The 22,815-nt window shown below is 69.3% G+C and carries 23 protein-coding genes; 8 read left to right on the top strand and 15 right to left on the bottom strand.

Going from position 1 to position 22,815, the window contains the following annotated elements; genetic code table 11:
• Positions 1 to 146 precede the first annotated feature (146 nt).
• Entirely contained in the window at positions 147 to 764 is a 618-nt protein-coding gene (locus ACFVMC_RS19825) for an NUDIX hydrolase (RefSeq protein ID WP_379212148.1), read from the bottom strand.
• Between the two features lie 405 nt (positions 765 to 1,169).
• Between ACFVMC_RS19825 and ACFVMC_RS19830 the strand changes: the two genes are divergently transcribed.
• Both ACFVMC_RS19830 and ilvA read left to right on the top strand, forming a co-directional pair.
• Complete coding sequence (locus ACFVMC_RS19830) at positions 1,170 to 1,904, top strand: HAD family hydrolase (protein WP_379212149.1); 735 nt, start codon at positions 1,170 to 1,172, stop codon at positions 1,902 to 1,904.
• A gap of 265 nt (positions 1,905 to 2,169) precedes the next feature.
• A complete protein-coding gene (gene ilvA / locus ACFVMC_RS19835; protein ID WP_379212151.1) occupies positions 2,170 to 3,390 on the top strand; it encodes a threonine ammonia-lyase in 1,221 nt (406 codons plus the stop codon).
• A gap of 5 nt (positions 3,391 to 3,395) precedes the next feature.
• Here ilvA and ACFVMC_RS19840 read toward each other — a convergent pair whose 3' ends face one another.
• The 4 genes from ACFVMC_RS19840 to ACFVMC_RS19855 form a co-directional block, all read right to left on the bottom strand.
• Complete coding sequence (locus ACFVMC_RS19840; RefSeq protein WP_379212153.1) at positions 3,396 to 4,361, bottom strand: ABC transporter substrate-binding protein; 966 nt, start codon at positions 4,359 to 4,361, stop codon at positions 3,396 to 3,398.
• Positions 4,362 to 4,389: 28 nt separating this feature from the next.
• On the bottom strand, positions 4,390 to 5,394 hold the full coding sequence (locus ACFVMC_RS19845; protein WP_379212155.1) for an ABC transporter permease: 1,005 nt from the start codon (positions 5,392 to 5,394) through the stop codon (positions 4,390 to 4,392).
• A complete protein-coding gene (locus tag ACFVMC_RS19850; RefSeq protein WP_379212157.1) occupies positions 5,391 to 6,182 on the bottom strand; it encodes an ATP-binding cassette domain-containing protein in 792 nt (263 codons plus the stop codon). Before ACFVMC_RS19850 ends, ACFVMC_RS19845 begins: the two co-directional genes overlap by 4 nt.
• A 78-nt stretch (positions 6,183 to 6,260) precedes the next feature.
• Complete coding sequence (locus ACFVMC_RS19855; RefSeq protein ID WP_379212159.1) at positions 6,261 to 6,584, bottom strand: DMT family transporter; 324 nt, start codon at positions 6,582 to 6,584, stop codon at positions 6,261 to 6,263.
• Between the two features lie 100 nt (positions 6,585 to 6,684).
• Here ACFVMC_RS19855 and ACFVMC_RS19860 point away from each other — a divergent pair, with 100 nt between their 5' ends.
• The gene (locus ACFVMC_RS19860; RefSeq protein ID WP_379212161.1) at positions 6,685 to 7,380 is read left to right on the top strand and encodes a hypothetical protein; all 696 of its coding nucleotides are present in this window, start codon (positions 6,685 to 6,687) and stop codon (positions 7,378 to 7,380) included.
• Between the two features lie 35 nt (positions 7,381 to 7,415).
• On the opposite strand, the gene argH is transcribed toward ACFVMC_RS19860, so the two are convergent.
• Positions 7,416 to 8,834, bottom strand: coding sequence for an argininosuccinate lyase (gene argH, locus ACFVMC_RS19865; protein WP_379212162.1), 1,419 nt, complete (start codon positions 8,832 to 8,834; stop codon positions 7,416 to 7,418).
• Positions 8,835 to 8,923: 89 nt separating this feature from the next.
• Positions 8,924 to 10,126 carry an argininosuccinate synthase gene (locus tag ACFVMC_RS19870; RefSeq protein WP_379212164.1) on the bottom strand — a complete coding sequence of 401 codons (1,203 nt, stop codon included), beginning with the start codon at positions 10,124 to 10,126 and terminating at the stop codon, positions 8,924 to 8,926.
• A gap of 182 nt (positions 10,127 to 10,308) precedes the next feature.
• On the opposite strand from ACFVMC_RS19870, the gene ACFVMC_RS19875 reads away from it, so the two are divergent.
• Together ACFVMC_RS19875 and ACFVMC_RS19880 are read left to right on the top strand one after the other, a co-directional pair.
• Positions 10,309 to 10,461: a hypothetical protein gene (locus ACFVMC_RS19875; RefSeq protein WP_379212166.1), complete on the top strand. Its 153-nt coding sequence runs from the start codon at positions 10,309 to 10,311 to the stop codon at positions 10,459 to 10,461.
• Positions 10,462 to 10,531: 70 nt separating this feature from the next.
• A complete protein-coding gene (locus ACFVMC_RS19880) occupies positions 10,532 to 11,950 on the top strand; it encodes a bifunctional serine/threonine protein kinase/MFS transporter (protein WP_379212167.1) in 1,419 nt (472 codons plus the stop codon).
• Between the two features lie 204 nt (positions 11,951 to 12,154).
• Here the strand turns inward: ACFVMC_RS19880 and ACFVMC_RS19885 are convergent, their stop codons facing one another.
• The 8 genes from ACFVMC_RS19885 to ACFVMC_RS19920 form a co-directional block, all read right to left on the bottom strand.
• Positions 12,155 to 12,667: an arginine repressor gene (locus tag ACFVMC_RS19885; RefSeq protein WP_379212168.1), complete on the bottom strand. Its 513-nt coding sequence runs from the start codon at positions 12,665 to 12,667 to the stop codon at positions 12,155 to 12,157.
• Positions 12,668 to 12,688: 21 nt separating this feature from the next.
• Positions 12,689 to 13,633 (bottom strand): ornithine carbamoyltransferase, encoded by a 945-nt coding sequence (gene argF / locus ACFVMC_RS19890; protein ID WP_379212170.1) that lies wholly within the window; start codon positions 13,631 to 13,633, stop codon positions 12,689 to 12,691.
• Positions 13,630 to 14,829 (bottom strand): acetylornithine transaminase, encoded by a 1,200-nt coding sequence (locus ACFVMC_RS19895; RefSeq protein ID WP_379212172.1) that lies wholly within the window; start codon positions 14,827 to 14,829, stop codon positions 13,630 to 13,632. The genes argF and ACFVMC_RS19895 overlap by 4 nt, the downstream gene beginning before the upstream one ends.
• Complete coding sequence (gene argB, locus ACFVMC_RS19900) at positions 14,826 to 15,737, bottom strand: acetylglutamate kinase (RefSeq protein WP_379212174.1); 912 nt, start codon at positions 15,735 to 15,737, stop codon at positions 14,826 to 14,828. The genes ACFVMC_RS19895 and argB overlap by 4 nt, the downstream gene beginning before the upstream one ends.
• A complete protein-coding gene (gene argJ, locus ACFVMC_RS19905) occupies positions 15,734 to 16,948 on the bottom strand; it encodes a bifunctional glutamate N-acetyltransferase/amino-acid acetyltransferase ArgJ (RefSeq protein WP_379212176.1) in 1,215 nt (404 codons plus the stop codon). The genes argB and argJ overlap by 4 nt, the downstream gene beginning before the upstream one ends.
• Positions 16,945 to 18,003: an N-acetyl-gamma-glutamyl-phosphate reductase gene (gene argC / locus ACFVMC_RS19910; RefSeq protein ID WP_379212177.1), complete on the bottom strand. Its 1,059-nt coding sequence runs from the start codon at positions 18,001 to 18,003 to the stop codon at positions 16,945 to 16,947. The genes argJ and argC overlap by 4 nt, the downstream gene beginning before the upstream one ends.
• Before the next feature lie 31 nt (positions 18,004 to 18,034).
• On the bottom strand, positions 18,035 to 19,264 hold the full coding sequence (locus ACFVMC_RS19915; RefSeq protein WP_379212179.1) for a cation:proton antiporter: 1,230 nt from the start codon (positions 19,262 to 19,264) through the stop codon (positions 18,035 to 18,037).
• A 144-nt stretch (positions 19,265 to 19,408) separates the two neighbouring features.
• A complete protein-coding gene (locus ACFVMC_RS19920; RefSeq protein ID WP_379212181.1) occupies positions 19,409 to 20,104 on the bottom strand; it encodes an ArsR/SmtB family transcription factor in 696 nt (231 codons plus the stop codon).
• A 65-nt stretch (positions 20,105 to 20,169) separates the two neighbouring features.
• Between ACFVMC_RS19920 and ACFVMC_RS19925 the strand changes: the two genes are divergently transcribed.
• The 3 genes from ACFVMC_RS19925 to ACFVMC_RS19935 all read left to right on the top strand — a co-directional run bounded on the left by ACFVMC_RS19925 (position 20,170) and on the right by ACFVMC_RS19935 (position 22,734).
• Positions 20,170 to 21,120 (top strand): hypothetical protein, encoded by a 951-nt coding sequence (locus ACFVMC_RS19925; RefSeq protein ID WP_379212182.1) that lies wholly within the window; start codon positions 20,170 to 20,172, stop codon positions 21,118 to 21,120.
• A 146-nt stretch (positions 21,121 to 21,266) separates the two neighbouring features.
• Positions 21,267 to 22,064, top strand: coding sequence for an isocitrate lyase/phosphoenolpyruvate mutase family protein (locus tag ACFVMC_RS19930; RefSeq protein WP_379212184.1), 798 nt, complete (start codon positions 21,267 to 21,269; stop codon positions 22,062 to 22,064).
• A 52-nt stretch (positions 22,065 to 22,116) separates the two neighbouring features.
• Positions 22,117 to 22,734: an adenylate kinase gene (locus ACFVMC_RS19935; RefSeq protein WP_379212186.1), complete on the top strand. Its 618-nt coding sequence runs from the start codon at positions 22,117 to 22,119 to the stop codon at positions 22,732 to 22,734.
• Positions 22,735 to 22,815: the final 81 nt, after the last annotated feature.

The following is a 22,815-nucleotide window of genomic DNA, read 5'->3' on the forward strand; positions in this document are numbered from 1 at the left end:
CGAAGGCCCCGCAGGACACCGAGCGACCTGCCTCGGCTGTCCGGAAGCGATCCCCGGCGCACGAAACGATCGGTCGGACACAGATCACGCGGCTGAACGCCAGCGCTCGTACGGCCGGACAGCACTCGAGCAGCTCGAATGGCGGGTTACTCGAACGCCCAGACCGCGGCCGGGCGGCCGGTGGCCTTGGTGCGGCGGCGTTCGGTGGTTCGGTGGAGGCCGGGGATGGCGGCGAGGGTGCGGTTGAGGTTGGCCGGGTCGGGGCGGATGCCGAGCAGCGTGGTCGCGAGGTCCACCGCGCGGGTGGCCGGGAAGTCCGAGCCGATCAGTGCGCGGGTGAACGGCAGGTCCTTCCACAACAGGCGGGCGAGATAGCCGCGGGCCACCTCGAGAATGCGCTCGTGGTCGAAGGCGAGCGGGGGCACGTCGTCGAACGGCACCCACCCGGCCGGGCCCTCGTGCTCGCCCACGACCGCCCACATCGCGATCGACAGGGTGGGACCGCGCGGATCACGATTCGGCTCATCGAAGGTGACCAACTGACCGACCGCGCCGATCGCCGCCTCCGGTACCCCGAGTTTGGTGTGTACCGCACGCCGCGCCGCCACCGCCAGCCGCTCCCCCCGCCCGAGCAGCACTCCGGGCAGCGCGAGTTCCCCCGTGAACGGTTCATGCTCGCGCGCCGCGATCCCCACGGTGACCGAGCTGTCCGACGCCCAGAAGCGCAGCGCCACCACATCGACCGAGACAACCGATTGCTCCACGGCGCACCATCCTGCCGCCACCCCCATCGCCCCACCACGCCGGGGCGGCCCTACTCCGCATCCCGCCTGCTCCCTCCGAACCGGCGAATCCCCAACGACATCCACTTGCGCACCGTCCAGCTCGGCCAGCATCGCGTCGGCCCGCCGGACAATGCCCCGCACCCTGACCAACACCACCTCGGCTGATCCGACCACCGATCCCGAGGCAGCCGAAGCACCGCCCACAACAGTCCGACCCGGATTCGACCTACTCCGGCACCGGATCCTGCTGGCCTGACTCCGCCGCGGTCACCACCACCGCGAGTGGTACAGAGCCGAAAAGAAGACAGAGCCGTTCTCCCGACAGTCCCGTGCACCCGACTGCGCACACGCAGTCGGGTGTGCGCAGTCGGCAAAGGCGGTGTGATGTCGGGTCCGCGGGCTGAGTGGGTGCGTAAGGTCGGTGGGGTGGTTGTGCGGGCGGTGTTGTGGGACGTGGATGACACTTTGTTCGACTATTCGGGGTCGGATCGAGCCGGGGTGGTGCGGCATCTCGAGGTGGAGGGGCTGCTCGAGGCGCACGGTGGGGTTGAGGCGGCGGTCGAGCGGTGGCAGGCGGTGATGGAGGCCGAGTTCGCTCGGTTTCTGGCCGGGGAGGTGGATATCTTCGAGCATCGGCGGTGCCGCGCGCGGGTCTTCCTCGAGACGGAACTCACCGATGCCGAGGCCGATGCCTGGTTCAACCGCTATATCGAGCACTACCAGGCGTGCTGGGAGCTGTTCCCTGACGCGGCGGCGACGCTCGCCGCGCTCGCACCGCGGTTCCGGCAGGCCGTGCTGTCGAACTCCTCGGTGGCCAATCAGGAGCGCAAGCTCCGAACCCTGGGTATCCGTTCGCATTTCGAGGCGGTGCTGTGCGCCGACGAACTTGGCCACGCGAAACCCGCCGCGGCCGCGTTCCACGCCGCCTGCACCAGGCTGGACCTGCCGCCGTCGGCCGTCGCCTACGTCGGAGACCGCCTCGATATCGACGCCTTCGGCGCCCGCGACGCCGGCCTCACCCCCATCTGGCTCGACCGCGGCACCACCAGCCACGCCCCCACCCCATCCGATATCCATCGCATCACCACTCTCGCGGCTCTCCCCTCCCTCCTGTCCTGAGCATCACCGCTCAATACCCTCGCGAGACCCCCCGAGCATCGACCGCACAGCAACCGAGTAACACCGCTCGGCACAGTCTTCCGATCGGTTCGACCGTCGGCGACGTGTCACGGAATGGCTGGGTGGCTCGGGGACACCCATCGGGCGGCGCGGGCGATCGAGATGAATCGGTCACGTTGCGATGCACTCTCGCTGTGCGGCACCTGCCGGAATTGGGGGGTGGAGTCGTGGGACGAATGGGGGGTGCGGGTGGGAGCATGGGCGGATGCAGCTGGTTGGGTTCGGGCAGATCGAGGCGGCGGCGCGGCGGCTGGCGCCGGTGATACGGCGGACTCCGGTGGTGGCGTCGCGGGTGCTGTCGGAGCGGGTGCGGACCGAGGTCTTCCTGAAATGCGAGAACTTGCAGCGGACGGGGTCGTTCAAGCCGCGAGGAGCCTACAACCGGATCGCGAATCTGTCGCAGGCGGAACGGGCGCGCGGGGTGGTGGCGGCGAGTGCGGGCAATCACGCGCAGGGGGTGGCGTGGGCGGCGAGTTCGCTGGGAATCGAGTCGACGGTGTTCATGCCGGTGGGTGCGTCGATTCCGAAATTGGCGGCCACCAAGGCGTATGGGGCGCAGGTGCGGCAGGTGGGCGCGACGGTGGACGAGGCATTGGATCAGGCCCGGGATTTCGCGTTGCGGACCGGGGCGACGCTGATCCACCCCTTCGATCACCCGGATATCGTGGCCGGTCAGGCGACCGTGGCCCAGGAGATCCTGGAGCAGCTGCCCGAGGTCGGGACGGTGCTGGTGCCCACCGGCGGCGGCGGACTGCTGGCGGGTGTGGCGATCGCGCTGCACTATCTGGCGCCGGACGTGCGGGTGATCGGGGTGCAGGCGGCGGAGGCCGCGGCCTGGCCGGAATCACTGTCGACCGGGAAGCCGGTGCGGGTGGCCCGTATGTCGACCATGGCCGACGGTATCGCGGTGGGGCTACCGGGCGAAGTCCCGTTCGCGCATGTCGCGGCGCACGGTTCCAGCATCCTGACCGTCGACGAGGAAGCGCTGTCGAAGGCGCTGCTGCTGTGCCTGGAACGCGCCAAGCTGATCGTCGAACCGGCGGGCGCTGCCGCGGTGGCAGCTCTGATGAGTTGTCCCCCTGCGGAATTGGCGTTGCGCGGCCCGGTGTGCGCGATCCTCTCCGGTGGGAATATCGATCCGCTGCTGCTGACCAGGCTGATCGGGCACGGGTTGAGCGCGGCGGGGCGCTACCTGGAGTTGCGCATCACGATCGCGGATCTGCCCGGGGCGCTGAGCAGTCTGCTCACCGTTGTGGGCAAGACCGGGGCGAGCGTCGTCGATGTCGCGCATTCGCGGACGGGAACCTGGTTGGCGGTCAATGAGGTCGAGGTGGCGCTGACGCTGGAGACGCGGGGTCCGGATCATCGCGGCGAGGTGTTGCGGGCGCTGCGAGACGCCGGATACGGCGTGCGAGTCGAAGACTAGGCGCCTCAGCACTTCCGCTTGTAGAAATACTTCTCGTTCGCCGCCATATCCGACTGCGTGATCGCCACCATCTCGGTGCGCAGGGTCCGGGTGACCGGCTTGCCTTCGATCGCGGCCACCGCCTGCTGCACGCCCTGCGCTCCGATGCTCGCCGGGTCCTGGGCGATCAACGCCTGCACCGTCCCGGCCTTCAGATCCTCGACCTGCTTGGGACTGGCGTCGAATCCGACGAGCTTGACCTGACCGAGCTTGTTCGCGTTCCGCAGCCCGGTCGCCGCTCCCTCGGCGGAACTCAGGTTGGTGGCGAAGATTCCGGCGAGGTCGGGATGTGCCGCGAGGGTCGCGGTGACGATCGACGCGGCTTGCGCGGCCTCGTTGTTGTTGTACTGCACACCGAGTGCGGTGATGCCGGGGAACGCCTTGACCGCCGACTCGAATCCCTGCGCCCGGGCATCGGTGGTGGACGTGCCCGCCTTGGTGTTGATCACCAGTACGGGTCCTCGCTCGCCGATCAGTTTCGCCAGCGTGCGCGCGGCAAGTTCACCGCCCGCGGTGTTGTCCGAGGCGATGGAGGACTGGGCGATCGAGGTGTCGTCGAGCGCGGTATCGACTTCGATGATCTCGATCCCGGCGTTGCGCGCCTGCTTCATCGGGCCGGCCATGGCGGTGGCGTGGGTCGGGGCGATCAGGATGCCGCCGGGCTTGTTGGCGACCACCCCGCTGAGGACCGGAGTCTGCTGTGCCGCATCGAATTTCGTGGGCGCCTGTGTATCGATCGAGTAGCCCAGTTCCGCGGCTTTCGCCTCGGCGCCGCACTGCATGGAGATGTAGAACGGTTCGTCGGCCACACCTGGGATCAGGACCAGCTTCTTCCTGTCGCCGCCACCCGAATCACCCACGTTCCCGGTGCAACCCGCCACCAGCACCCCGGCGACCACCGCACCGAACACCATCCCGAGTCGATTCCGCATCCTCGCACCTCCTTGTTGCTACGGACCCCTATTTCCGGTCCCGTGCCCGACGGCGGGCCTGGTCGAACCACACCGCCGCCACGAGAACCACACTCACCGCGATGGGCTGCCAGAACACCGGCACGCCCACGATCACGAACCCCTTCTTCAACACCGATGGAATGAACACGCCGATCACCGTGCCCACCACGGACCCGACCCCGCCGAACAGGCTGGTACCGCCGATCACCACGCCGGCGATGGCGTCCAGGTTGTCGGTGGTGTGCCCGCCGATGGTGGTGGTGCCGAAGTAGGCCAGGTTCATGAAACCGGCCAGCCCGGCGAGCAATCCGGTCATCAGATACACCAGCACCAGGTGCCGGGTCACCGAGATGCCCGAGCGACGCGCGGCTTCGGCATTGGAGCCGATGGCGTAGGTGTAGCGGCCGAACCGGGTGGTGTGCAGCACCCAGGCGGCGAGCACCGTCACCACGGTGGCGACCAGGACCAGGTTCGGCACGCCGCCGAGCGAGGTGCCGAATCCCAGTGTGTCCCTGAGCTTGTCGGGCACGGTGCGGGTGTCGACGCCGCCGGTGATCAGTTGCGCCGCACCGAGTGCCGCACCGAACGATCCGAGCGTGACGATCAGCGGCGGCAGCTTGGCCTTGGCCACCAGCAGCCCGTTGATCAGCCCCCAGATACCGCCGCCCGCAACCGATCCCAGCAGGCCGAGGCCGATCAGGCCCCAGCCCGCGCCGGTGGCGTCCTGGTTCGGGCTCAGCCACTCCATGGTTCTCGCACCGATCACGCCCGCGAAGATCAGCACCATGCCGACCGACAGATCGATGCCGGAGGTGATGATCACGAACGTCATGCCGACCGAAAGCACCAGCAGCACCGAGGTTTCGATGAGCAGGGTCTGAAAGGTGAAGCGGGTCGCGAACGCCTCGGGACGTAGCACGCCGAATACCAGGCACAGCCCGACCAGCACCACACCGATCCACACCGTACCGGCGCCCAGCAACCGTTGCAGGACAGTGCGTTCGGCGTTCACTGGGCCTCCTCGTGCGACAGCGCGCCCGTCATGGCGGCGACCAGCTGCTCCAACGTGGCCTCCGCGGCGGTGAATCGGGCGACGCGGCGGCCCAGCCGCAGCACCTCGATCCGGTCCGCGACGGCCAGCACCTCCGGCATGTTGTGGCTGATCAGCACGATCGCGACACCTTCAGCACGGACCCGGCGGATGACCTCGAGCACACGTTCTCGTTGCACCACACCGAGCGCGGCGGTCGGCTCGTCCATGAACACGACCTTGCTGGCCCACATGACGGCACGGGCGACCGCGACGCTCTGCCGCTGCCCGCCGGAGAGGCTTCCGATCGGTACGTCGGTGCGCTGCAGGGTGACGCCGAGACGCTGGAAGTGGTCCACCGCTCGAGTTCGCATCGCGGTCCGGTCCAGCATGCCGAGCCGGCCCGCCAGTCCGCCGCGCAGTAGTTCGCGGCCGAGGAACAGGTTGGCCGCGGGATCCAGGTCGGGCGCGACGGCGAGATCCTGGTAGACGGTTTCGATGCCGAGTTTGCGTGCGGCGGTGGGTGTGTCGAGAGTGACGGGCTTTCCGTCGAGCAGAATCCGGCCGCTGTCGGGTTGCTCGGCGCCGGACAGGCATTTGACCAGGGTCGACTTCCCGGCTCCGTTGTCGCCGATCAGAGCGACGACTTCACCGGCGCGCACCTGGAAGTGGGCACCGCGCAGAGCTTCCACGCCGCCGTAGTGTTTGACCAGCCCGCGGGCTTCCAGCACGGCGGCAGCGGGATCGGGTGGCGGTTCTTCCGACGGCATTGTCAACCAAACGACCAGTCCATCGCCCGATCGTACGAGCACCCGCTTGTCCGCCGGGCGGATTCACCGAAAGTGGTTTCAGTGTGCCCCACCGAGTTCCAGGGCCAGCACACCCAGGATCACCAGGCCGATGCCGCCGATCTGGACCAGGGTAAGACGCTCGTCCAGGAATAGCGCGCCGATGGTGGCGACCGCCGCGACCCCGATCGCCGACCAGATGCCGTAGGCCACACCGATACTCATGCCGCGCTTCAACGCCTGCGACAGGAAGAAGAACGCCGCGCAGTAGCCGATCACCACCACGATCGAGGGCACCAGTTTGGTGAAGCCCTCGGAGATCTTCAGGGAGATGGTGGCGGTGATCTCGGAGACGATGGCCAGCGCCAGCAACAGCAGGGTCATTGCCGCACAATAGCCGCCGGTTCGATCGGTCCCGGTGCGCCACAAGAATCCTGCAAGGCCGATTCGACACCATGGGACCGCGACCGCGAAGGAGGATGCGATGGATACCGGACCACTGATCCTCGGACTGCTGTGCGCGGCACCGTTCGTACTCGCCGCCGTGCTGATCCCCGTGCAACTGGCCGCCGAACGCAAACGCCGAGAGGCGCGGATGCGCTGGGCGCATCTGCACGGATGGCGGTACGAGGAGCGCCCACGCACGATGTGGACGACGCGGATGCCCGGTGCGAACGCGCGCGGCGTGCGCTGGATGGTGACCGGGATGGTCCGCGACCGCTGGGTGAGCGTGGCGCACTACTACTACCAGACCTCCTCCACCGACTCGAACGGCAGCACATCGACCACCACGCACAACTTCATCGCGGCGGTGGTGCAATTGCGGACCCCGCACCCGCCGATCGGCGTGGTCACGCGCGGGCTGCTCTCCCAGATGGGCCGGTCACTGTTCGGCGACAAGCCCACGGCCACCGGAAACCCGGTGTTCGACAGTCGATTCCGGGTGATCGCCCGCGACCCGTACTGGGCGCACCAGCTGATCGGCCGGCCGCTGATCGATGCCCACCTGGCGAACCTGGTGCCGCAGTGGACCATCGACGGCAACCAGCTCCTGGCGCACTACCCCGGGAAACTCGTCCACCCCGAAGCGATGGGCCCGTACGTCGACCCGCTGCTGCGGGTGGCCGACCTGCTCGGCACGGGCATCGAGCCCTGGGTCATGGTGCCACCACGCAACTAGGGCATCGCGGGTCCGGGAATCGCCGCGCGGGCAGATCAGCGCAGCCAGGCGCGCAGTTCGGTTGCGGTGCTGCGGACTTCGCCGAGCTGCCGCGCCACCTGGGTGCCCGCGGTGCCGCCCCGGGCGTTGCGGGAGGCGATCGAGCCCTGCACGGTCAGCACCTCGCGGACCTGCGGTGTGAGGGCCGGGTCGACGGCGGCGAACTCGGCGTCGGTGAGTTCGTCGAGGCCGACGCCGCGCGCCTCGGCGACCCGCACGCACGCACCGGCCGCTTCGTGCGCGACCCGGAACGGAACACCCTGGCGCACCAGCCATTCGGCGATATCGGTGGCGAGAGTGAAACCGGCGGGGGCGAGTTCGGCCATCCGCTCGGTGTGGAAAGTGAGCGTGGAGACCAGACCCGCGATGGCGGGCAGCAACAGTTCCAGCTGAGCCACCGAATCGAAGAGCGGTTCCTTGTCCTCTTGCAGATCCCGGTTGTAGGCCAGGGGCTGGGCCTTGAGCGTGGCCAGCAGACCGGTGAGATTGCCGATCAAACGGCCCGCCTTGCCACGGGTCAGCTCGGAGACATCGGGATTCTTCTTCTGCGGCATGATCGAGGAGCCGGTGGACCAGGCGTCGGCCAGCGTGATGTAGCCGAATTCCGGTGTGCTCCAGATGATGACCTCCTCGGCCATCCGGCTCAGGTCCACCGCGATCATGGCCAGGACGAAGGCGGCCTCCGCGGCGAAGTCACGGGCCGAGGTGGCGTCGATCGAATTGGCCGCGGCCGCCTCGAAATCCAGCTCTGCGGCGATCTGTTCGGGATCCAGTCCGAGCGAGGAACCGGCCAGCGCGCCGGAACCGTACGGCGACACCGCCGCCCGCTTGTCGAAGTCGCGCAGCCGGTCGATATCGCGCAGCAGCGGATGCGCGTGCGCGAGCAGGTGGTGTGCCAGCAGCACCGGCTGCGCGGCTTGCAGATGGGTCTTGCCCGGCATCACCGCCTCCGGATGCGCCGCGGCCTGCTCGACCAGCGCGTCGACCACCTCGAGCACTCCGAACGCGATGCGGCGCACCGCATCTCGCAACCACATCCGGAACAGGGTGGCCACCTGATCGTTGCGGGAGCGCCCCGCCCGCAGCCGTCCGCCGAGCTCGGCGCCGACCCGGTCGATCAGGCCGCGCTCCAGCGCGCCGTGCACGTCCTCGTCGGAGAGGGCCGGACCGAACGCACCCGAGGCGACATCGGCGGCGAGCCGGTCGAGCCCGTCGAGCATGCCGGTCAGGTCGGCGTCGGAGAGCAGACCCGCCTTGTTGAGCACCCGCGCGTGCGCCTTGGAGGCGCGGATGTCGTAGGGCGCAAGCGCCCAGTCGAAATGCGTCGACTTGCTCAGCGCCGCCATCGCCTCGGCGGGACCGGACGCGAAGCGGCCACCCCAGAGTGCGCCCTCGTTGGTACCGGCGTGGGTCATCGTGGGTGTCTCCTCCGGGGATCGAATGGCGGTGATCGCTGGGCACTGCGGGGAACCGGCCCGGCCTGGGCACCGGTTCCCGGGTCGCGCTACTTCTGGCTCAGGTCGCGGCGCGCGGCGACCTTGGAGGACAGGCCGTGGATCTGGACGAAGCCCTTGGCCAGCGACTGGTCGAAGGTGTCGCCCTCGTCGTAGGTGGCCAGGTTGAAATCGTAGAGCGACTGCTCGGAGCGGCGGCCGTTGACCACCGCGGAGCCGCCGTGCAGGACCATCCGGATCTCGCCGGACACGTTCTGCTGGGTCTCGGCGACGAAAGCGTCCAGCGCGCGCTTGAGCGGGGAGAACCAGAGGCCGTCGTAGGCCAGCTCGCCCCAGCGCTGCTCGACCTGCCGCTTGTAGCGGCCCAGCTCGCGCTCGATGGTGACGTTCTCCAGGGCCTGGTGCGCGGTGATCAGCGCGATGGCGCCCGGGGCCTCGTAGATCTCGCGGCTCTTGATACCGACGAGCCGGTCCTCGACCATGTCCAGGCGGCCGATGCCCTGGCGGCCGGCGCGGTGGTTCAGCTCGACGATGGCCTCGAGCACGCTGACCGGCTTACCGTCGATGGCGACCGGCACACCCTTGTCGAAGGTGACGATGAGTTCGTCGGGCGCCTCGAAGTTGACCGTCGGGTCGGCGGTGTAGTCGTAGACGTCCTTGGTGGGCGCGTTCCACAGGTCCTCGAGGAAGCCGGTCTCGACAGCGCGGCCCCATACGTTCTGGTCGATGGAGAACGGCGACTTCTTGGTGACGTTGATCGGGAGATTGTTCTCCTCGGCGAAGGCGATGGCCTTCTCCCGGGTCCAGGCGTAGTCGCGGACCGGGGCGATGACGTTCAGGTCGGGCGCGAGCGCGCCGATGCCGACCTCGAAGCGGACCTGGTCGTTGCCCTTGCCGGTGCAGCCGTGCGACACGGTGGACGCGTTGTGGAACTTGGCGGCTTCCACCAGGTGCTTGACGATGAGCGGGCGGCTGATCGCCGATACCAGCGGGTACTGGCCCATGTACAGGGCGTTGGCCTGGATGGTGGGCAGGCAGTATTCGTCGGCGAACTCGTCGCGCGCGTCGACCACGATGGCCTCGACGGCGCCGCAGTCCAGGGCGCGCTGGCGCACCACGTTCATGTCCTCGCCGCCCTGGCCCAGGTCGATGGCGACCGCCACGACCTCGGCGCCGGTCTCCTTCGCGATCCAGCTGATGGCGACGGAGGTGTCAAGCCCACCGCTGTAGGCGAGTACGACGCGCTCGGACATTTCTGTGTGCTCCTCGGGTTGTCTGGTGGTCGGCGCCCCCTTGCCGCTCACAAATGATTATGCACGATGTTGCAATCCCATTCATAATCGGGGGTGCGCAGGTCACCGATATCCCTCCGGCGGCCCCGGCCGAGTGAGACCATCGATGCCATCAGCGCACCCTCGGACATGAGGACAGGCCCATGATGCACTCGATCGCCAACGAATTCTCCATCCTCGGCCACGGACTCCTCGAGGTCGGCCGCGCCCTGATCGATCTGATCCAGGACATCATCACCCTGTCCCTGCCCGACGACCCCGGCGGCCGCGGCGGCGGTCAGTACCCGTTCGGCTAGCGCGGGCCCCGCTCCGCGGCGTTAGGGTGGTCCGGTCATCGACGTCGAGGAAGGGCCTGATGTGCTGCGGGTGGGGGAGACTTTCGCCGAGTATGAGATCGACGGGGTGCTGGGGCAGGGCGGCATGGGCACCGTCTACCGGGCACGGCATCCGCGGCTGCCGCGCATGGTCGCGCTCAAGCTGCTCAACCAGGACGTCTCGGCCGACGAGGAGCTACGCGCCCGGTTCGAACAGGAAGCCAATGTCGTTGCGCGACTGGAACATCCGGGGATCGTCGGGATCTACGACCGCGGTGTGCAGGACGGGCACCTGTGGATCTCGATGCAGTACGTGCGCGGTACCGACGCCGACCAGCTCGACGCGCGCGCGATGCCACCGGAACGCCTGCTGCGCCTGATCACCGACACCGCGCACGCACTGGACTACGCGCACAGCCGGGGCGTGCTGCACCGGGATGTGAAGCCCGCCAACATCCTGCTGGCCGAGGCCGACGACGGGATCGAAGAACGCGCCGTACTCACCGACTTCGGCATCGCACGGCTGCTGGAATCGGATTCGAAGCTGACTGCGACCGGAACCTTCACTGCCACACTGGCTTACGCCTCACCGGAGCAGCTCTCCGGTGAACCGATCAATCATCTCGCCGACCAGTACTCGCTGGCCTGCACGCTGTTCACGCTCCTGGCCGGGCACTCGCCCTTCCGGGCCACCGCACCGGGGCAGATCATCGCCGCGCATCTGAGCAAACCTGTTCCCCGGCTGAGTGATTCACGCGCAGACCTACCCCCGGCACTGGACGACGTGATCGCCCGCGCGATGGCCAAACGGCGCGAGGACCGGTTCGCCAGTTGCGGGGATTTCGTGGCCGCCGCCGCGGAAGCCCTGCGGGGACAGCCGACGCGGGTGTGGGCGAAGGCCGAGCCGACCGTGGTGGTCGATCATCCGACCCAGCAACTCGCGCCGCAAACCGCGCCGCAGCAGTGGGCTCATCCGCCGCAGCAGCCGCAGCCCGCGCCGTGGGGATATCAGCAGCCGGGTGCCCCTTGGCCGCCCCAGCCCCGGCCTTCGCGGGTCACCGTCGCGATGGCCGCCACGCTGGCGATCCTGTTCGGATTGGCCCTGGCCTTCCTGGGGGCTCTGATGGCTGTCATCTACGCCGCGGTGGGGGCAGGCGACGTGACCGGCAGCGAACAGCTGCGCGCCATCGCCACCATCGCCGCTTGTATAACCCTGGGGTTCATGTTCCTGGTGGGCACCATCTTCTTTCTGGCCCGGAAACCTTCGGGACGCAACGTGGTAGCGGCGGCATTCGGCGGTACCACGTTCCTCGCGCTGGCCGTCGCCGGACTGAGCGCCGTCGACGGCAATACGAATGACGCACTCGTCATCGCTGTCCTGGGTCTCGTCATGCCAGCGGCCGGGCTGGCCTGCACGCTCGCACGCTCGACCACCCGCTGGCTCGCCTACGTTCCACCACAGCGCTGGTAATTCGGCGGAGCCGCGATCTTCGCGCAATTCGGCACCAGTGAGCTGCTGGCGCGTGATCACCGCCATGACGCATCCCGGGCGGTCGTCCCGACGATGAACGGAGCGACGCCCGGTCCAGCGCGCCGACCACGTCGCGCCGACTCGCGATGTGGCAGCCGGCCGACTTCGCGATCCGGGCCGCCGGAGGCGAGAACCCCTGTCCGCCTAGGCGAGCCCCTCGATGGTCCGGGCCAGTTCCGCGCCGGTGAGCGGTTCGCGCGCGATCACCGCAATGGTGTCGTCGCCGGCGATCGTGCCGACGATGAACGGCAGTGACGCCCGGTCCAGGGCACTGGCCAGGAAGTGCGCCGCACCGGGCGGGGTGCGCAGCACAGCGATATTGCCGCTGGCGTCGGTGGATACCAGCAGGTCGCCGAGCAGTTTGGAGAGCCGGTCGGTGCCGCCGGTGACGCCGCGGACGGGGCTGCCGTCCTCGGGCACCACGTAGACACCCGCGCCGCCGTCGGCCGCGCGCAGCTTCACCGCGCCGAGTTCGTCCAGGTCACGCGAGAGGGTGGCCTGGGTGGTCTCGATTCCCTCGGCGGCCAGCAGTGCCGCCAGTTCGGTCTGGCTGCGCACCGCGTGCGCGGACAGCAGTTCGATGATCCGGGACTGCCGTCCGGCTCGGGTGCGCGCGATCGCGGGCGCCTTGCCCGGATCGGCCGGGGCGGCGCTCATCGCGCCACCCCCGAGATTCGCTCACGCACGTCCGACTCCTCGCTTCGCCAGCAACCACACCAGCAGCGCCTTCTGCGCGTGCAGGCGGTTCTCGGCCTCGTCCCAGACGACGCTGTGCGGTCCGTCGATCACCTCGTCGGTGATCTCCTCTCCGCGATGCGCCGGAAGACAGTGCAGCACAACGGCATCGGACTGGGCGCGGTCGACCAGCTCGGTGTTCAGCCGGAACGGCCGGAACGGGCCGACCCGGTCGAGTCCGTCGTTCTCCTGGCCCATGGAGGTCCAGCAGTCGGTGACCAGCGCGTCCGCGCCCTCGGCGGCGGCCTGCGGATCACCGGTCAAGGTGATGCTCGCTCCGGTCTCGGCGGCACGCTTGCGGGCGGCCTCCAGGATCCACGGCGCCGGCTCGAAACCGGCCGGGGCGGCGACGGTGACGTTCAGCCCCGCGGTGACGCCGCCGAGTAGCAGCGAATGCGCCATATTGTTGGCGCCGTCACCGAAGTAGGTGAGATTGCGGCCCGCCAGATCGCCCTTGCGCTCCCGCAGCGTCATCAGGTCGGCGAGCACCTGGCACGGATGGAACTCGTTGGACAGCGCGTTGACCACGGGAACCGTTGCCGCCGGGGCCATCTCGTCCAGGCGCGACTGCTCGAAGGTGCGCCAGACGATCGCCTCGACGTAGCGGGAGAGCACCCGCCCGGTGTCGGCCAGGGTCTCCTCCCGGCCCAACTGGGTGTCGCGGCCGTCCACGACCACCGCGTGGCCGCCGAGCTGCGCGATGCCGATCTCGAAGGAGAACCGGGTGCGGGTGGAGTTCTTCTCGAAGATCACACCGACGCCGCGCGGGCCCTCCAGCGGGCGGCGCGCGAACGGCGACTGCTTGAGTTCGGCTGCCAGGGCCAGGATTTCGGCCTGCTCCACCGGGGTGACGTCGTCGTCCCGCAGAAAATGCCTGAGCTCGGTCATTTGGTTCCCTTCGCGTCTTCGACCGCACCGTCGAGGATCTCGGGCAGGTCGGCGACGAAGTTGTCGGCCTGGGTCTCGGTCAGCACCAGCGGGGGCGCGAGACGGATCGTATCGGGCTTGGGCGCGTTCACCAGATATCCGGCCGCCCGCGCGCGTGCCTCGACCTCGGCCGAAATGTCTTGGGTCAGGGCGATTCCCAGCAGCAGGCCGGCGCCGCGCACATGGTCGACCAGCGGGTGATCCAGTGCCTCGATACCGTCGACGATGTGCTTGCCCAGCCATTCGACGTGGGCCAGCAGATCCTGCGCGGCGATGGTGCGCAGCACCGCCAGCGCCGCCGCCGCGCAGACCGCGTTGCCGCCGAAGGTGGTGCCGTGCAGGCCGGGCGTAAGCAGTTCGGCGGCCGGGCCGGTGGCGAGCACCGCGCCGATCGGCAGACCGCCGCCGAGTCCCTTCGCCAGCGTCATCACATCCGGGACGATGCCGAAAGCCTGGTGCGCGTAGAACTTTCCGCACCGGCCGATACCGGTCTGCACCTCGTCGAGCACCAGCAGCGCGCCGTGACGGGCGGTGATCTCGCGGGCCCGCGCCAGGTAGTCCATCGGGGGCACGATCACGCCGCTCTCCCCCATGATCGGCTCCAGGAACACCGCGGCGGTGTCGGAGTCGACGACCGCTTCCAGCGCGGCCGCGTCACCGTAGGGCACGTGGACCACACCGGGCGGCATCGGCTCGAACGGCGCCCGCTTGGCGGGCTGCCCGGTCAGCGCCAGCGCGCCCATGGTGCGGCCGTGGAACGCCAGCTCGCAGGCCACGATCTTGGACCTACCGGTCAGCCGGGCGATCTTGAACGCGGCCTCGTTGGCCTCGGTGCCGGAGTTGCAGAAGAACGCCCGCCCGTGCCCGTCGCCGAACTGCGCGAGCAGCTGCTCGGCCAGCTCGAGCACCGGCTCGTTCACATACAGATTCGAGGTGTGCCCGAGCGTGCCCAGCTGGCTGCTCACCGCCTCGAGGATGGCCGGATGCCCGTGACCGAGCGAATTGACCGCGATACCGCCGAGGAAATCGAGGTAGCGCTTACCGTCGGCGTCGTAGACCACCGCACCCGACCCGCGGGTCAGCGCCAACTTCGGGGTGCCGTAGTTGTTCATCATCACGGTGCTCCACCGTGACCGCAATTCCTCTACCGTGCTCATGATTTCGTTCCATCCGGTGCGCCCGCCGGCGTCACCATCGTTCCGATTCCTTCTCCGGTGAACAGTTCCAACAGCACCGAGTGCGCCACCCGCCCGTCGATGACGTGCGCCGTCGGCACACCGCCCTGGACAGCGCGCAGACAGGCCTCCATCTTCGGCACCATGCCCGCGTCCAGGCTCGGCAGCAGCGCCGCCAGCTCGTCGGCGTCGATCCGCGAGGTCAGCGACGAACGATCCGGCCAATTCGTGTACAGGCCTTCGACATCGGTGAGCACCACCAGCTTCTCCGCGCCGATGCCCTCGGCGAGCGCGGCGGCGGCGGTGTCGGCGTTGATGTTGTGCACCACGCCGTCGGCGTCGGGGGCGATGGTGGACACCACCGGGATCCGGCCCGCCGCGATGAGATCCAGCACCGCGTCGGGGTTCACCGAGGTGACATCGCCGACCAGGCCGATATCGGTGGCGACTCCCGCCACGTCGACCGTGCGCCGGGTCGCGGTGAACAGGTGCGCGTCCTCACCGGAGATGCCGACCGCGTACGGGCCGTGCGCGTTGATCAGGCCGACCAGCTCGCGGCCCACCTGACCGAACAGCACCATCCGCACCACGTCCATCACCTCGGGTGTGGTGACCCGGAACCCGCCGCGGAATTCGCCGTGCAGGCCGAGCTTCTTCAGCATGGCGCTGATCTGCGGACCACCGCCGTGCACCACCACCGGGTGCACGCCGACCGTGCGCAGGAACGCCATATCCGCCGCGAACGCACGCTTGAGCTCGTCGTCGATCATGGCGTTGCCGCCGTACTTCACGACCACGATCTTGTCGCGGAACTTCTGCAACCAGGGCAGGGCGTCGGCCAGCACATGCGCCTTGTCCAGGGCCGAAAGGCTGTGCAGCACGGTATTCATGAGCTGTAGGCCGAGTTCTCTTCGACGTAGCCGTGCGAGAGGTCGGTGGTGCGCACCATCGCCGCGCCGTCGCCGACGTTCAGCTCGACCCGCACGTCGATATCGGCGCCCGAGAGGTCGACCGCGCGGGCGCCCGGCGCGCCGACACTGTCGACACAGACCGGATTCCCGTTGAACGACACCGAGATCCGGTTCGGGTCCAGCGTGATCGGTGCGATGCCGACCGCCGCGAGCACGCGGCCCCAGTTCGGGTCGGAGCCGAACAGGGCCGTCTTGACCAGGCTGTCGCGGGCGATGGCGCGCGCCGCGATCAGCGCTTCGTCCTCGGAGAGCGCGCCCTCGACGAAGATCCGGACCCGCTTGGTGACACCCTCCGCGTCGGCCATCAGCTGCTGGGCCAGATCGTCGCAGACCGCGAGCACCGCGGCGTCGAGTTCGTCCTGGGTCGGCGTGACCGCGCCCGCGCCGTTGGCCAGCAGCAGCACGGTGTCGTTGGTGGAGCAGGAACCGTCCACGTCGAGACGGTCGAAGGTGAGCCGGGTCGCCTTGCGCAGCGCGGAATCCAGCTGCTCGGGGGTGGCGACGGCGTCGGTGGTGAGCACCACCAGCATCGTGGCCAGCGATGGCGCCAGCATGCCCGCGCCCTTGGCCATGCCGCCCACGTTCCACTTGTTCCGATGGTGGAACGCGGCCTCCTTCGGCACCGTGTCGGTGGTCATGATGGCGTGCGCGGCGTCGGTGCCGCCGGACAGGCCGCCGCCCATCTCGTGCACGATCTCGGTGACGGCGGGCAGCAGCTTGTCCATGGGCAGCCGATCGCCGATCAAACCTGTCGAGCAGACCGCGATCTCACCCGCGCCGGTCTCGGCGCCCCAGTTGCTCAGCGCTTTCGCCAGTTCCTCGGCGGTCTGGTGGGTGTCCTGGAAACCGCCGGGACCCGTGCAGGCGTTCGCCCCTCCGGAGTTCAGGATCACCGCGCGCAGCCGCCCGGTCTTCAGCACCTGCTGCGACCACAGCACGGGGGCGGCCTTGACCTGGTTGCGGGTGAACACGCCGGCGGCCGCGAACTCGGGGCCCTCGTTGAGCACCAGCGCCAGATCCGGATTGCCGCTGGCCTTGATGCCCGCGGCGATACCGGCCGCGCGGAAGCCCAGCGGCGCGGTCACACCCTGGGTCCGGACCAGCTTGCCGGAGGTTTCGGTCGTCGTCACGGTGCCACTCCTACGGTGGAAAGCCCTTCGGTCTCAGCGAATCCGAGGGCCAGGTTCATGGACTGCACCGCGGCGCCCGCGGTGCCCTTGGCCAAGTTGTCGATCGCGCCGATCACCACCAGCTGCCCCGCGTCGGCGTCGACGGCGACCTGCAGGGTGATGGCATTGGAGCCGAGTACCGAACCGGTCTGCGGCAGTACGCCTTCCGGCAGCAGGTGCACGAAAGGTTCATCGGCATAAGCCTTTTCATAGACGGCGCGGGCATGCGCGGCGTCCACGGTGGTGCGTGCGGTGCAGGTGGCCAGGATGCCGCGCGGCATCGGCGCCAGCACGGGCGTGAAGGACACCGAGACATCCACTCCGCCCGCGGCTTTCAGGTTCTGCGCGATCTCGGGGGTGTGCCTGTGCGCGCCCGCGATACCGTAGGCCCGGGCCGAGCCCATCACCTCCGAACCCAGCAGGCCCACATCGAGTTTGCGGCCCGCGCCGGAGGTGCCGCTCACCGCGACCACATGCACCGCGGGATCGATGATGCCGGCGGCGACGGCCGGGGCCAGCGCCACGCTCGACACCGTCGGATAGCAGCCGGGTACCGCGATCCGCGTCGCGCCGCGCAGCGCGGCCCGCCCGCCCGGCAGTTCGGGCAGACCGTAGGGCCAGGTGCCCGCGTGCGGGCTGCCGTAGTACTTCTCCCAGGCGGCCGCGTCCCGCAGCCGGAAGTCGGCGCCGCAGTCGATGATCACGGTCGATTCCGGCAGGGCCTCGGCGATCACCGCGGACTGCCCGTGCGGCAGCCCGAGGAACACCACATCGTGTCCGGCCAGCTCCTCGACGGTCGTCGGCCCGAGCACGCGCTCGGCCAGCGGCAGCAGGTGCGGCTGCTGGGCCCCCAGCGGGGTCCCGGCATTCGACCCCGCGGTCAGCGCCCCGAGCTCGAGGCTCCCGTCTCGGTATCGAGGATGCTGGAGCAGTAGTCGGAGTACTTCACCGCCCGCGTACCCGCTCGCACCGGCGACAGCAACCCGCGTCACGGAGCTACCAGAGGAATCAGCCATGAAATGATTATGCACGACCATGCAAGCTCATTCATACACGGGGCCGGGCCGATCGCCCGATCAACCGGGCGATCAGCGGAAACAACAGCACCGTCGTAGCGCCCGCCGCCACCAGCACCGAGGCGAGATCCGCGCCCATCAGACCCGCTCCCGTCGCCACCTGGGTAACCGCGACGATGATCGGCAGACCGGTCGCCGCATACAGCGCCAGCTGCGCCCGCTCCGCGCCGGTCGTCAGATTCGCGCCGGTCGGCACGAACCGCTCACTCAGCCACACCGGCACGCCACGGGCCAGCGCGATCGCCGCCACGAACGACACCCACAGCAGCGGCGCGTCCAGCACCGCCGAACCGTCGATACCCATTCCCGACACCACGAAGAACACCGGAATCAGGATGCCGAACCCGATGGTCTCCAGCGCGGGCGCCAGCTCCGGGTGATCGGCGGCGATCAGGCCCCGCAGCACCACCCCGGCCGCGAACGCGCCGAGCACCACATCCAGGTCGAAAGTCTCCGCGACCGCCATCAGCACCAGGAGCAGCAGGAACACACCGCGCACCGGCAACTGCACGGTGCCACCGCTCAATCCGGCCAGCTCGCGGCCCAATCCGGGCGCGCGGCGCAGTATCCGCGGCGGCACGAACCGGATCCAGGCGGCCGCCGCGGCGAACAGCAGCAGCACCACCATCGCCGCGAGCGGGCTGCGACTGGTCAGCAGCACCGACATCGCGACGATCGGAGCCAGCTCGCCGACCGCGCCGTGCGCCAGCACCGCCCGGCCCAGCGGCTGGTCCATGATGCCCGCCTGCTTGACGATCGGCAGCAGCGTACCGAGCGCGGTCGAGGTCATCGCGATGGCGACCGCGATCTCGGCGGTGAACCCGCCCTCGGTGCCCGGTTCGAGTCGCACCGCCAGCACGACCAGCAGGAAGGCGAACAGCAGACACCCCACCCAGACCAGCCAGGCCACCCGCCCCGGCTTGCCCCCCAGCAGTTTCGGATCGAGTTCGTACCCGGCGAGCAGAAACAGCATGCCGAGCCCGATTTCACTGAGCAGGTCCACACCCCCCGCACTATCCGCCCAGTGCAACGCATGCGGCCCGATGACCGCCCCCAATACCAGCAGCACGACAACATCCGGAACATACCCGCGCACCAACCGGGCGACGATAGGTCCGAGCGCAGCAACCAGGGCGATCAGGAACAGCGAGCTGATCGCAGTGGGCTGCGATCCATCATGAGCCGCACTGAGCAGGTCCATCGCCCAATCCTGGCACAGGCGTCCCCAAATCCCAGCTCACAAGACCGGGTTCGCCCGATGGTATCTGGGGCCCGGGCGCAAACCGGGACACCGCTGCGGGGGCTACTCGCGAAACGCCGCAGCCATGTCCCGCCTTCCATCGGGTCAGGGATCGAGTGGTAGGAGGACGGTGAGGGCGGCTGTTCCGGGGGTGGTGAGGCGGACGGCGCGGCCGGTGCCGCTGCGTTGGATCCAGCCGAGGTCGTGGAGGCGGTGGTGGAGTTGGGCGCCCGCTACGCCGCCGAGGTGGGTGCGGCGTTCGGTCCAGTCCAGGCAGGGCTTCACCAGGGGGCGACGGGTGGCGCGCAGGGCGGATTCGGCGATGCCGAGCGGGCCGGTGAGCCAGGCGAAGCCCGCGTCGGTCAGGGCGAAACCGGCCGCGGGGTCGAGCAGTTCGCGGGCGATCATGGCGTCGGTGATGGTGACGCCCAGGCGACCGGCGAGATGGTCGTAGCAGGTGCGGCCACGAGCCAGCGCCGCCGTCGCGGTGGCGACCCGCAGCGAGGACGTCCGCGACGGGCTCGGCTCGAGCCGGCCCAGCAGCGCCTCGAGCAGTTCGGCGACGCCCGGGTCGGCCAGCTGCACGTAGCGGTGCCTGCCCTGCCGCCGTTCGGCCAGCATCCCGCCCGCGAGCAGCCGGTTCAGATGCTCGGTCGCGGTCGATGCGGCGATACCGGCATGCCGCGCCAGCTCACCGGCGGTCCACGCCCGCCCGTCCAGCAGCGCCAGGCACAGCTCGGCCCGCGTCGGGTCGGCGAGCAGGGCGGCCAGCCCGGCGAGGTCGGCGCCACGGGTTCGCATGGGCTCCAGCATGCGACGCGAACGCTTCGGCCGCCACCGAAACGATTTCGGCCTACCTTCGCTCCATGCCCGAGTCACTGCCCCTGATCAGCGACCCCGACCAGGTCCGCGACGCGCTGACACACTCCCCCGTGCCGCCGGTCGATCGAACGGCGACCGCCGGTGTCGCGTGGTTGCGCGCCCGGGTACCGCGCTTCAGCACCGGCGCGGAGCACCGGCGCCGACGCGCCGTCGCGATCGCGGACCTGGAATCGCTCGACCCGGACGCACTGCGCATCGCGGCCCGAGCGACCACCGGTCGACTCCCGCATGTGCGCGTGCTCGCCGACGCCCTCGGGCTGGTGGATGTTTCGATCGAGGACATCGAACTCGTCGCCGATCACTACCAACCCCACACCACCGGGAATCCAGCCGCCGACCGCGCGGTCACGACCCTGATCGCGGCCTGCGGCGGTATCGCCGACGAGCGAACCGCCATCCGGATCTCCCTGCTACTCCAGGCATGCGCGGCAACAGCAGCCCTCGTCGCGGCCGCACGACACGACACGCACACAACAGCCGGCCACGCATGTTTCGACGGCGCGATCAGGCAGACCGCTCGCACTCCAACCGACGACCAGCAGGAGGCGGCCGTCCCCGGCGAATTCGCCGCTGCGCGAATCTGCCTGCTGGTCCAGGCCGGCGCGGCCACCGGTGCGCTGATCGACGACGCCGCCCATCGGCTGCTCACGAGCACTGGGGCCGACGCGCTCGGGAGCCCGGTCGCAGTCCGCGGCGGCAGCACCGGCGGCTCGGGCCACCGGCCGGACTCCACCCGTATCGACCGGCTGCTCGAAGACGTGCTCGGCGAGCGCCCGCCGGTTCCACGAACTCGGCGCATCATCGACGGCATCCTCACCGAAATCGACCTGAGCACAGCACCATTCGGACTCGGTCCACACCGCTGCCCAGCCCGGGCGCATGCCATGGCCCTCGCGGCCGGAATCCTCGAGCAGAACCGGCCCCCGGCGCAGTGATCCCGCGCAGCCGAGACCCTCGACGCGTCGATCCTGGACGAAGCAGCGGCAGGAACGGCACCGGATATGCCGAGTCGTAGGTCGGGGCCACCGCCGAGCGGCGAAATCAGGGGCGCTACAGCACAAGTGATCGGAGAGCACACGCCATGACGTCCAAGTCCATTCGATTCCGCGATCTCCACTATCGCGATCACCCCTTGCTGTTGCCCAACGCGTGGGATGTCGCGTCGGCGGCATTGCTTGCGGCGCAGGGCTTTTCGGCGGTGGGAACCACCAGCCTCGGGGTGGCGGCGGGTGCGGGTCTGGCCGATGGGGTCGGCGCGACGCAGGACGAGACCTTCCGCTTGGCGATGCGGCTGGCACCGTTGACGGTGCCTGTGACCGTGGATATCGAAGGAGGTTTCAGCACCGATCCGGAGGAGGTTGCCGAATTCGCCTGGCATCTAGGCGAGCTCGGGATCGCCGGGATCAATCTGGAGGATGGGCGCGCGGACGTCCGGCTGGCCGAACCGGGTGCTCAGGCCGAGCTGATCGCAGCCGTCAAAGCGCGTGTACCGGAGCTGTTCGTCAACGCCCGGGTCGATACGCACTGGCTCGGTCTAGCCGAGGACAGCACCTTCGACCGAATCGCCGCCTATGAAAAGGCCGGGGCCGACGGCATTTTCGTGCCGGGCATCACCGCCCCGGAGCAGATTCGGGCTGTCACCGAGTCGACCACCCTGCCGGTCAACATCCTCGCCACGGGAACCCCGGTCGCCGACCTCGCTGCCCTGGGTGTGCGCCGGATCAGCACCGGTTCGCTGCTCTACCGTTCGGCGCTGGCCGCCACCGTCCGTACCGCTGTCGCTCTCCGCGACGGCGCCGCGCTGCCGGGCGATATCCCGGGCTACCGCGAACTGCGGACCCCGCGTGTGGGCCACGGAATCGGTCCTGAACTCCAGTAATCTCGAATTCGGTTCGGACGCAGGGGCCGTGCCGAGAACTGGAGGAACTGTAATGCGACTGGTGCTGGTGGGGCCGCCCGGCGCGGGCAAGGGAACACAGGCCGGGACCCTGTGCGAACGACTGGGCATCCCCCAGGTGTCGACCGGCGATATGTTGCGCGCCGCCCAGGCCGGCGGCGAGCTGCCCGAGGAGCTGGCGCGTCAGATGGCGCAGGGCGGCCTGCTGCCCGATGCGGTGGTACTCGAGCTGATCGACGCCCGGCTGTCCGAACCGGATTGCCGCGCGGGCTTTCTGCTCGACGGCTTCCCGCGCACCACGGCGCAGGCCCGCGGCCTCGACGACATACTGCGCCGCCACGGTGGCGCGATCGATGCGGTGGTGGCGCTCGAGGTGCCCGCGGAGCAGTTGATCGATCGGGCGATTCATCGCCGTACGGATAAACGCACCGGCCGGATATACCATCTGAAATCCGATCCGCCCCCGCCCGACGCGGAGTTGCTGCACCGTGCCGACGACCACGAGGACGTGGTGCGGCAGCGGATCGCGCACTACGTGTCGATGACAGCGGAACTGCTGCCCTTCTACGCGGCCCGCGGCGTACTGCGCCGAGTCGACGGGGTGGGCTCGGTAGACGCGGTGGCCGAGCGGATCCGCGCCGCGCTGTCCTGACCGGCGCAAACGAAACGGATTCCGCGCGGCACTCCCGCCCGATTCCGGTACCGATACCGGTCAGCACCATCGGCCTGGATG

The sequence above is a fragment of the Nocardia sp. NPDC127579 genome, from assembly GCF_042672005.1.
Classification (GTDB): domain Bacteria; phylum Actinomycetota; class Actinomycetes; order Mycobacteriales; family Mycobacteriaceae; genus Nocardia.

Excerpts from the sequence above, each read along its gene's own strand:
- ACFVMC_RS19830 (WP_379212149.1), top strand. The coding sequence starts at position 1,170 with ATGTCGGGTCCGCGGGCTGAGTGGGTGCGTAAGGTCGGTGGGGTGGTT.
- ACFVMC_RS19920 (WP_379212181.1), bottom strand. The coding sequence starts at position 20,104 with ATGCGAACCCGTGGCGCCGACCTCGCCGGGCTGGCCGCCCTGCTCGCC.
- ACFVMC_RS19915 (WP_379212179.1), bottom strand. The coding sequence starts at position 19,264 with ATGGACCTGCTCAGTGCGGCTCATGATGGATCGCAGCCCACTGCGATC.
- ACFVMC_RS19855 (WP_379212159.1), bottom strand. The coding sequence starts at position 6,584 with ATGACCCTGCTGTTGCTGGCGCTGGCCATCGTCTCCGAGATCACCGCC.
- ACFVMC_RS19885 (WP_379212168.1), bottom strand. The coding sequence starts at position 12,667 with ATGAGCGCCGCCCCGGCCGATCCGGGCAAGGCGCCCGCGATCGCGCGC.
- argF (WP_379212170.1), bottom strand. The coding sequence starts at position 13,633 with ATGACCGAGCTCAGGCATTTTCTGCGGGACGACGACGTCACCCCGGTG.
- ACFVMC_RS19875 (WP_379212166.1), top strand. The coding sequence starts at position 10,309 with ATGATGCACTCGATCGCCAACGAATTCTCCATCCTCGGCCACGGACTC.
- ilvA (WP_379212151.1), top strand. The coding sequence starts at position 2,170 with ATGCAGCTGGTTGGGTTCGGGCAGATCGAGGCGGCGGCGCGGCGGCTG.
- argC (WP_379212177.1), bottom strand. The coding sequence starts at position 18,003 with ATGGCTGATTCCTCTGGTAGCTCCGTGACGCGGGTTGCTGTCGCCGGT.
- ACFVMC_RS19860 (WP_379212161.1), top strand. The coding sequence starts at position 6,685 with ATGGATACCGGACCACTGATCCTCGGACTGCTGTGCGCGGCACCGTTC.
- ACFVMC_RS19840 (WP_379212153.1), bottom strand. The coding sequence starts at position 4,361 with ATGCGGAATCGACTCGGGATGGTGTTCGGTGCGGTGGTCGCCGGGGTG.
- ACFVMC_RS19850 (WP_379212157.1), bottom strand. The coding sequence starts at position 6,182 with ATGCCGTCGGAAGAACCGCCACCCGATCCCGCTGCCGCCGTGCTGGAA.
- ACFVMC_RS19870 (WP_379212164.1), bottom strand. The coding sequence starts at position 10,126 with ATGTCCGAGCGCGTCGTACTCGCCTACAGCGGTGGGCTTGACACCTCC.
- ACFVMC_RS19930 (WP_379212184.1), top strand. The coding sequence starts at position 21,267 with ATGACGTCCAAGTCCATTCGATTCCGCGATCTCCACTATCGCGATCAC.
- argH (WP_379212162.1), bottom strand. The coding sequence starts at position 8,834 with ATGACCCACGCCGGTACCAACGAGGGCGCACTCTGGGGTGGCCGCTTC.
- ACFVMC_RS19925 (WP_379212182.1), top strand. The coding sequence starts at position 20,170 with ATGCCCGAGTCACTGCCCCTGATCAGCGACCCCGACCAGGTCCGCGAC.
- ACFVMC_RS19935 (WP_379212186.1), top strand. The coding sequence starts at position 22,117 with ATGCGACTGGTGCTGGTGGGGCCGCCCGGCGCGGGCAAGGGAACACAG.
- ACFVMC_RS19895 (WP_379212172.1), bottom strand. The coding sequence starts at position 14,829 with ATGAGCACGGTAGAGGAATTGCGGTCACGGTGGAGCACCGTGATGATG.
- argB (WP_379212174.1), bottom strand. The coding sequence starts at position 15,737 with ATGAATACCGTGCTGCACAGCCTTTCGGCCCTGGACAAGGCGCATGTG.